Origin of the sequence: Streptomyces sp. NPDC048506 (assembly GCF_040651315.1) — a bacterium.
Classification (GTDB): domain Bacteria; phylum Actinomycetota; class Actinomycetes; order Streptomycetales; family Streptomycetaceae; genus Streptomyces.
This window is the reverse complement of the sequence record NZ_JBEZIX010000025.1, coordinates 125,949-132,773: the sequence shown is the minus strand read 5'-3', so window position 1 is coordinate 132,773 and position 6,825 is coordinate 125,949. Positions and strand designations below refer to the sequence as shown.

Annotated in this window: 5 protein-coding genes; 3 read left to right on the top strand and 2 right to left on the bottom strand. The window is 69.6% G+C overall.

Annotated features, from left to right (window positions below; all coding sequences use genetic code 11):
• Positions 1-692, bottom strand: a 692-nt coding sequence (locus AB0C96_RS21640; protein WP_362919300.1) for a cbb3-type cytochrome c oxidase subunit I, incomplete at its 3' end; no start/stop codon positions are given.
• 238 nt (positions 693-930) lie between these two features.
• Here AB0C96_RS21640 and AB0C96_RS21635 point away from each other — a divergent pair.
• The 3 genes from AB0C96_RS21635 (at position 931) to proP (ending at position 4,619) form a co-directional block, all read left to right on the top strand.
• Positions 931-1,485, top strand: coding sequence for a sigma-70 family RNA polymerase sigma factor (locus AB0C96_RS21635; RefSeq protein WP_362919299.1), 555 nt, complete (start codon positions 931-933; stop codon positions 1,483-1,485).
• Positions 1,478-2,503: a CU044_5270 family protein gene (locus AB0C96_RS21630; RefSeq protein ID WP_362919298.1), complete on the top strand. Its 1,026-nt coding sequence runs from the start codon at positions 1,478-1,480 to the stop codon at positions 2,501-2,503. The genes AB0C96_RS21635 and AB0C96_RS21630 overlap by 8 nt, the downstream gene beginning before the upstream one ends.
• 607 nt (positions 2,504-3,110) lie before the next feature.
• Positions 3,111-4,619: a glycine betaine/L-proline transporter ProP gene (proP, locus tag AB0C96_RS21625; protein WP_362919297.1), complete on the top strand. Its 1,509-nt coding sequence runs from the start codon at positions 3,111-3,113 to the stop codon at positions 4,617-4,619.
• A gap of 147 nt (positions 4,620-4,766) precedes the next feature.
• On the opposite strand, the gene murJ is transcribed toward proP, so the two are convergent.
• On the bottom strand, positions 4,767-6,587 hold the full coding sequence (gene murJ / locus AB0C96_RS21620) for a murein biosynthesis integral membrane protein MurJ (protein WP_362919296.1): 1,821 nt from the start codon (positions 6,585-6,587) through the stop codon (positions 4,767-4,769).
• Between the last annotated feature and the right edge of the window lie 238 nt (positions 6,588-6,825).

Here is a 6,825-nt window from a genome sequence, read left to right as displayed (position 1 = left end):
AAAAGGTGCTGCCAGAGCAGGGCACCGCCATTGGCCGCATCGAATACATGGGCACCGAATTTACGGTCCGCCTCCAGCGCGAACAGCGCGGCGGCAAGCACCGGGAAGGCCAGCAGGACCAGCACACCGGTCAGCAGCACGTTCCAGACGAAGATCGGCATCCGGAACATCGTCATGCCAGGCGCACGCATGCAGATGATCGTGGTGATGAAGTTGACCGAACCGAGGATCGTGCCGAAACCGGAGAAGGCCAGACCCATGATCCACATGTCCGCGCCGACACCCGGCGAATGCACGGAGTCGGAGAGCGGCGCATAAGCGAACCAGCCGAAATCGGCCGCTCCTTGCGGCGTCAGGAATCCGCCGACCGCGATCAGCGAGCCGAAGAGGTACAGCCAGTAGGCAAGCATGTTCAGCCGCGGGAACGCCACGTCGGGCGCGCCGATCTGGAGCGGCATGATCCAGTTCGCGAAACCGGCGAACAACGGCGTCGCAAACATCAGCAGCATGACCGTGCCGTGCATCGTGAACGCCTGGTTGAACTGCTCGTTCGACAGGATCTGGTGGCCGGGGCGGGCCAGTTCGGCCCGCATCAGCAGCGCCATCAGCCCACCGAGGCAGAAGAAGGCGAAGGCGGTGACCAGGTAGAGCGTGCCGATGGTCTTGTGGTCGGTGGTGGTCAGCCACTTCACCGAGAGCCTGCCGAGCCGCTGCGACGCGGGAAGCCCACCGGGCCGCCGTGACTCGGTGGGCTTGGTGAGCTCGGTGGGCTCGGTGGGCTGTGGGGGCTTGGGGGACTTCATGCCCCGTAGGTGTCCGGGACCGCCGCGAACCTCACCGCCAACGGACGCACGAGCCCGTTACGACCGGGTGTGAAGCGTCACTCGATGAGGGTGTGAAGATCGGGGGCATGCCGGACACCTACGGTTCATGAGCACGGACGACGCCTTCGCCGACGATGCCTTCGCCGAGGCCTATCGCGCGCACTACTGGGCGGTCAGCCGCTTCGTGGCGCGGCGTCTGGACGGGCAGGTGCACGAGGTCGAGGAAGTGGTGGCAGAGGTCTTCTCCATAGCGTGGAGACGCCGCAGCGAGCTACCGGACACCCCACTGCCCTGGCTGTACGGGGTGGCCCGCAACTGTCTGGCCAACACGGTGCGCGGACTGGGCCGCTACCGGAGGCTGCTGCACCGGCTCGGCAACCACGAGGCGGCTCACCAGCGGCAGACCGTGGAGAGCCCGGATGCGGAGCGGCCCGGCTCCTGGGTGCACGAGGTGCTGGCCCGCCTCTCCCCCGCCGACCAGGAGGTGCTGCGGCTGACGACCTGGGAGGAACTGACCGTCGAGGAACTGGCGGTGGCCCTCGGGTGCGGCCAGAGCGCGGCAGCCATGCGGCTGCACCGGGCGCGCCGGCGCCTTCGCGCGGAGATCGACCGTACGCGGATGACGGTGTCCGTACGAGCAGGAGGAGACGGCAATGTCTGACGAACTGGATCTGCTGCGCGCGGCCGATCCGGCACCGGCCGGCGAAGGCCCCTGGCGGGACCGCCCGCTGGACGCCCGGGCCGAGCGCGGCCTCAACCGTCTGCTGCACAGCAGGCGCACCCGGCGGGCCGGGCGGCGCCTGATGCTGCGCGCCGAGGCCGCGGTGCTCGCCCTCTTCGCCGTGCTCGCCTTCACCTTCTCCGACGCCGGCAGCAGCCCGGCCGTCGCCGCGCCGGTGGCGCTCGTCGTGCACGACGCCGCCCCGCCGCTGTCGCTCGACGCGCTCGCCCGTAGCGCCGAGGCCAGGGCCCGGACCGCCGGGGCCGCGGACGGGCCGCACCGGGGCAGCCACCTCCAGAGCTGGTACATGAGCATGGAGAGCGGCCCGGACGCCGCGCCACCCGTAACCGTGCCCGAGGAGCGCATCACCCGCTGGAACGCCGACGGCAGCGGCTCCGAACTGGTCGTGGCCACCGATCCACGGCACCCGGGTCGCCCGGTCATCCATGACGACCACGGACGCTGGCGGACCGTCAGCGACGGCAAGGTCCTGCACCGCAAGAGCTACCCGGCGGGCTCGGCAGCGCAGCACGGCGGACTCACCGCCCGCACGAAGCCGCCGACGGATCCCGAGGCGTTGCGCGCACACCTGGCGCAGCTGTACGGCGGAGCGGACGGCACCAGTACCACGCCCCAACTCCTGCTGGCGCTCTCCTCGTTCCGGCAGGAGTGGACCCCGGGGCCACGGGAGACCGCGGCGATCGTACGGATGCTGGCCGATGCGGACGGGCTGCGCCCGGCGGGCACGGTCATCGACCGACTGGGCCGGCGCGGCCAGGCGTACGTCTACGACGACCCTGACGGCCCCGACGGCGCCTCCGATGCCACCCGCCAGATGGTGATCCTCGATCCGCGCAGCGGCCAACTCCTGGGCCTGGAGATCACCTTCACCAAGGACCAGCCCGACTTCAAAATCACGGCGGGCGAGGTGATGTCGTACGAGGCGTGGCTGCCGTAGGGCGCCCGGTCGCGCGGCCCGAGTGGCGGGGCGCGGTGTGATGACCGATCCTTGAGAGAACGCGACGATCCATGTCGGCGCGGCGGCGGAGCAGGCTGTCGCGCCGCCGTCACGCCGCCATCGCGCCCTCGTGGCACCCTTACCTCGCCCTCGCCCTCGTGGCACTCTCGCCGCACCTTCCAGGCGCTCCCGCCGCACCCTCGTGGCACTCTCGCCACACCTTCCAGGTGCTCTCGCCGCACCCTCCTCGCGCTTACGCCCTTCACCTGTCCCCGCCGCGCTCCTGCCCCCGACCGGGCCCCTCTGTCGTTGTGGCGCACGCCACAAAGCGGCGATGGTTGCAGCCGATCTCCGCGAGATGGATCACAGACGAAAGTCCCGCGAATTGCTTGAGAAAGGGGAGTTTCCCCTGACAGGAGCGGGTATGCGACCGGCTGCGCGGCCATCCGGACACTGTCCGTGATGATCCGCTCTGCCCCTATGGTCGACCTTTGTCCCGTCCTTCCATGGCGGGCTCCGCCCCGTCATCCCATGGCGGGCCTCGTCCCGCCGTTCCGCGGCGGGCGGTGTCATGTAGTCGTCCAAGAGAGCGCAGGCGAGCGAACACGTGCCGACGCAGTCCCCCGTCGCACCCAGGTCCGGTAACCCCGTCGGCAGTCGTACCGACGCCGTATCCGATCCGCAGCAGGAGAGAAGGGCGGATCTCGCGGAGCAGACCTCGGGCGAGGTGACCGTCGTCGATCCCGCGATGGTCAAGCGTGCGGTGTCGGCGGCCGCGCTGGGCAATGCGATGGAGTGGTTCGACTTCGGCGTCTACAGCTACATCGCGGTCACTCTGGGACACGTCTTCTTCCCGTCCGGCAACCCGACCGCGCAGCTGTTGTCGACGTTCGGCGCCTTTGCGGCGGCGTTCCTGGTGCGCCCCCTCGGCGGCATGGTCTTCGGGCCGCTCGGTGACCGGATCGGCCGGCAGAAGGTCCTCGCCATCACCATGATCATGATGGCGATCGGCACCTTCGCCATCGGCCTGATCCCGTCGTACGCCTCCATCGGCGTCGGCGCGCCGATCCTGCTGCTCGCCGCCCGCCTGGTACAGGGCTTCTCCACCGGCGGTGAATACGGCGGCGCATCCACGTTCATCGCCGAGTACGCACCCGACAAGAAGCGCGGGTTCCTCGGCAGCTGGCTGGAGTTCGGCACGCTCGCCGGTTACGTCGGCGGCGCCGGCCTGGTCACGCTGATGACCGCGCTGCTGTCCACCGAGGACCTCAACTCCTGGGGCTGGCGGATCCCGTTCCTGGTCGCCGGACCGATGGGCATCATCGGCCTCTACCTGCGGATGCGGCTCGAAGAGACCCCGGCCTTCGCACAGTTGGAGAAGGAGGCGCACGCCAAGGAGAAGGACCGGCGTGCGGCCGAGAAGCGGATCGGGATCCGCGAGATGGTCTTCGGCCAGTGGCGGGCGATGCTGCTGTGCATCGGACTGGTCCTGGTCTTCAACGTCACGGACTACATGCTGCTGTCGTACATGCCGAGCTACCTGACCTCGGAGCTGAAGTACGACGAGACCCACGGGCTGCTGGTCGTGCTCGCGGTGATGGTGCTGATGATGTGCGTCCAGCCGTTCGCCGGCCGGCTCAGCGACCGCTTCGGCCGCCGCCCGGTCATCGCCGCGGGCTGCATCGGCTTCCTGGTGCTGTCCGTTCCGGCCCTGCTGCTGATCCGGCAGGGATCGCTGCTCGCCATCGCGCTGGGCATGGCCGCGCTCGGCCTGCTGCTGGTCGCCTTCACCTCGACGATGCCGGCCGCGCTACCCGCCCTGTTCCCGACCAAGGTGCGCTACGGCTCCCTGTCGATCGGCTTCAATATCTCCGTGTCGCTCTTCGGCGGTACGACGCCGCTGGTGGTCACCGCTCTGATCGGCGCGACCGGCAACAAGATGATGCCCGCCTACTACATGATGGCGGCGGCCGTGATCGGCGGCATCGCCGTCCTGCTGATGTCCGAGAGCGCCCGCAAGCCGCTCCCCGGCTCCCCGCCGGCCGTCGAGACCGAGCAGGAGGCGGAGGCCGTCCGTGCGGCCCACCGCCCGACCACTGCCGGCTCCGCGGCCTGACGCACCCACCGCACCCCGTGCACGGATGACGCCCACCGGGCGGCACACCGGGCCGCCCGGCCGGAGACCTCCGGCCGCGCCCGGTGGGCCGCCCGCTGCCGCTGACCGGCCACCGAACCACCGTCTGCCCCTTCAGCACACGGAAACTCAGCGGCCGAGGCGTCCTCGGACCATCCCGACCATGGCGCTGACTTCGGGCAGTCGCATGAGGTGAGCCACGCCCATGAACACACCGAGCAGGACGCTCCCGCCGGCGAGCAGTGCCGCGAGCGAGCCCAGGGCGCCACTGCCGAGGGCCGTGGTGACCGCGTAGGCCACGCCTCCGCCAGCCAGTGCAGCGGGAGTCGCGGCCGCGACCAGACGAGCGTAGGTACGCAGGACGCGAGAGCCGTCCAGGTCGCCGCCCAGGCGCCTGCGCAGTCGGCGCCAGGCAACTCCCACACCGACCGCGTAGGCCAGGCCGTAAGAGGCCGCCATACCGGCGACGGCCCAGCGGGGGCTGAGAACGGCGAAGCACAGTCCGGAGGCGGCGGCGTTGACCACGGCGACGATGACGGTGTTGAAGAAGGGCGTGCGGGTGTCCTCGTAGGCGTAGAAGCCGCGCAGTACGACGTATTGCACCGAGTAGGGAATGAGTCCCAGGCCGAAGGCCATCAGGACGTAGCCGATGCCGCGGGCGCCCTCGGCCCCGGAGCCGGCGTAGAGCAGTGTGGCCATCGGTAGGCCCAGCGCCAGGAAGGCGAAGGCGCAGGGCACGATGGCGACGGCTGAGGTTCGCAGGCCGTAGGAGATGTCGTCGCGGACCGCTGCTGGGTCCCCGTCCTGAGCCGAGCGCGAGATCCGCGGCAGTACGGCGGTCATCACCGACACGGTGATGATGGCTTGCGGCATCTGCCACAGCAGCAGGGCGTAGTTGTAGGCGGTGATGCCGGAGCCGGTGTGCCCGGCCCGTTCGGCGAGGGAACCCGCCTTGGTGGCGAGCTGCGTGACGACGATCAAGCCGAGATGGTTGGCGAGAACGAACAGCAGCGTCCACTTGGCCAGCCCCAGGGCCTTGCCGAGGCCGTGCCCTCTGAAGTCGAAGCGCAATCGCAGTCGGAAGCCGGCATCGCGCAGGTACGGGAGCATGGCAAGCGCCTGGACGGCCAGGCCGAGCAGGGTGCCGAGCCCAAGGAGCCGTACCCCTTCAGGGGTGACGGTCGAGGGGCTGACACCGGAGTCGGTGAAGGCGCCGAAGGCCCAGATGAAAGCGCCGAAGGACGCGATGATCACGAGGTTGTTGAGAACCGGTGTCCACATCATCGCGCCGAAGCGACCCCGGGCGTTGAGAATCTGCCCCAGCACCACATGGGCGCCCATGAAGAACATGGTGGGCAGGCAGTACCGGGCGAAAGCCACGGTGACGGCCATACGCTGCGGATCGGAGGCGATGTCCGGCGACATCATGCGCACCAGGAGCGGGGCCGCCAGCACGCACAGTGCCGTGACGCCCGCCAGGGCGACCACGACCAGTGTGAGCAGGCGGTTGGCGTACGCCTCGCCACCGTCGTCGTCCTCCTTCATGGCCCGCACGAGTTGCGGCACGAAGACGGCGTTCAGCGCACCGCCGCCGACCAGGACGTAGATCATCGTGGGCAGGACGTTGGCGACCTGGTAGGAGTCGTTGAGCGTGCCGACACCGATCGCCGCAGCCATGACCAGAGTGCGGAGAAAACCCGTGATACGGGAGACGAACGTGCCCGCCGCCATCACGGCGCTGGACTTCACCAGGCCCGAAGAGCCCCCTGCTCGCTGCCGGTCCGAGCTCGGCTCGCCAGCACCAGGCGTGGCCGAGCTGCTCGACTCACGCTCATGGCGAGGCTCGGTCGCGCGCATGTCGGCAGCAGGTGAACGCAGTCGGACCGTGTCATCCGCCGCAAAGCCGGCCTCCGGCCCCCGGCCGTCGCTCTGGTCGTACGACGCCCTCATGCCTGCCCCACCCTGCCAGCCCCCAGCCCATCAACTGATCGCCATCGTTTCGACGGGACACTCTTTCACCTGGCCCCCGACGACCCAACATCTCGCCTGGTGAACGCAGCGTAGAGACCGTTTGACAGCTGGCGGGACAGCGAAGGGCCCGCCCTACCAGAAGCCGAACATGCAGCTCCTGGGCCGACGAACATCGGACCGCCGCCTCTCACTGCCCACCGGCCGATCGGGAGGACCC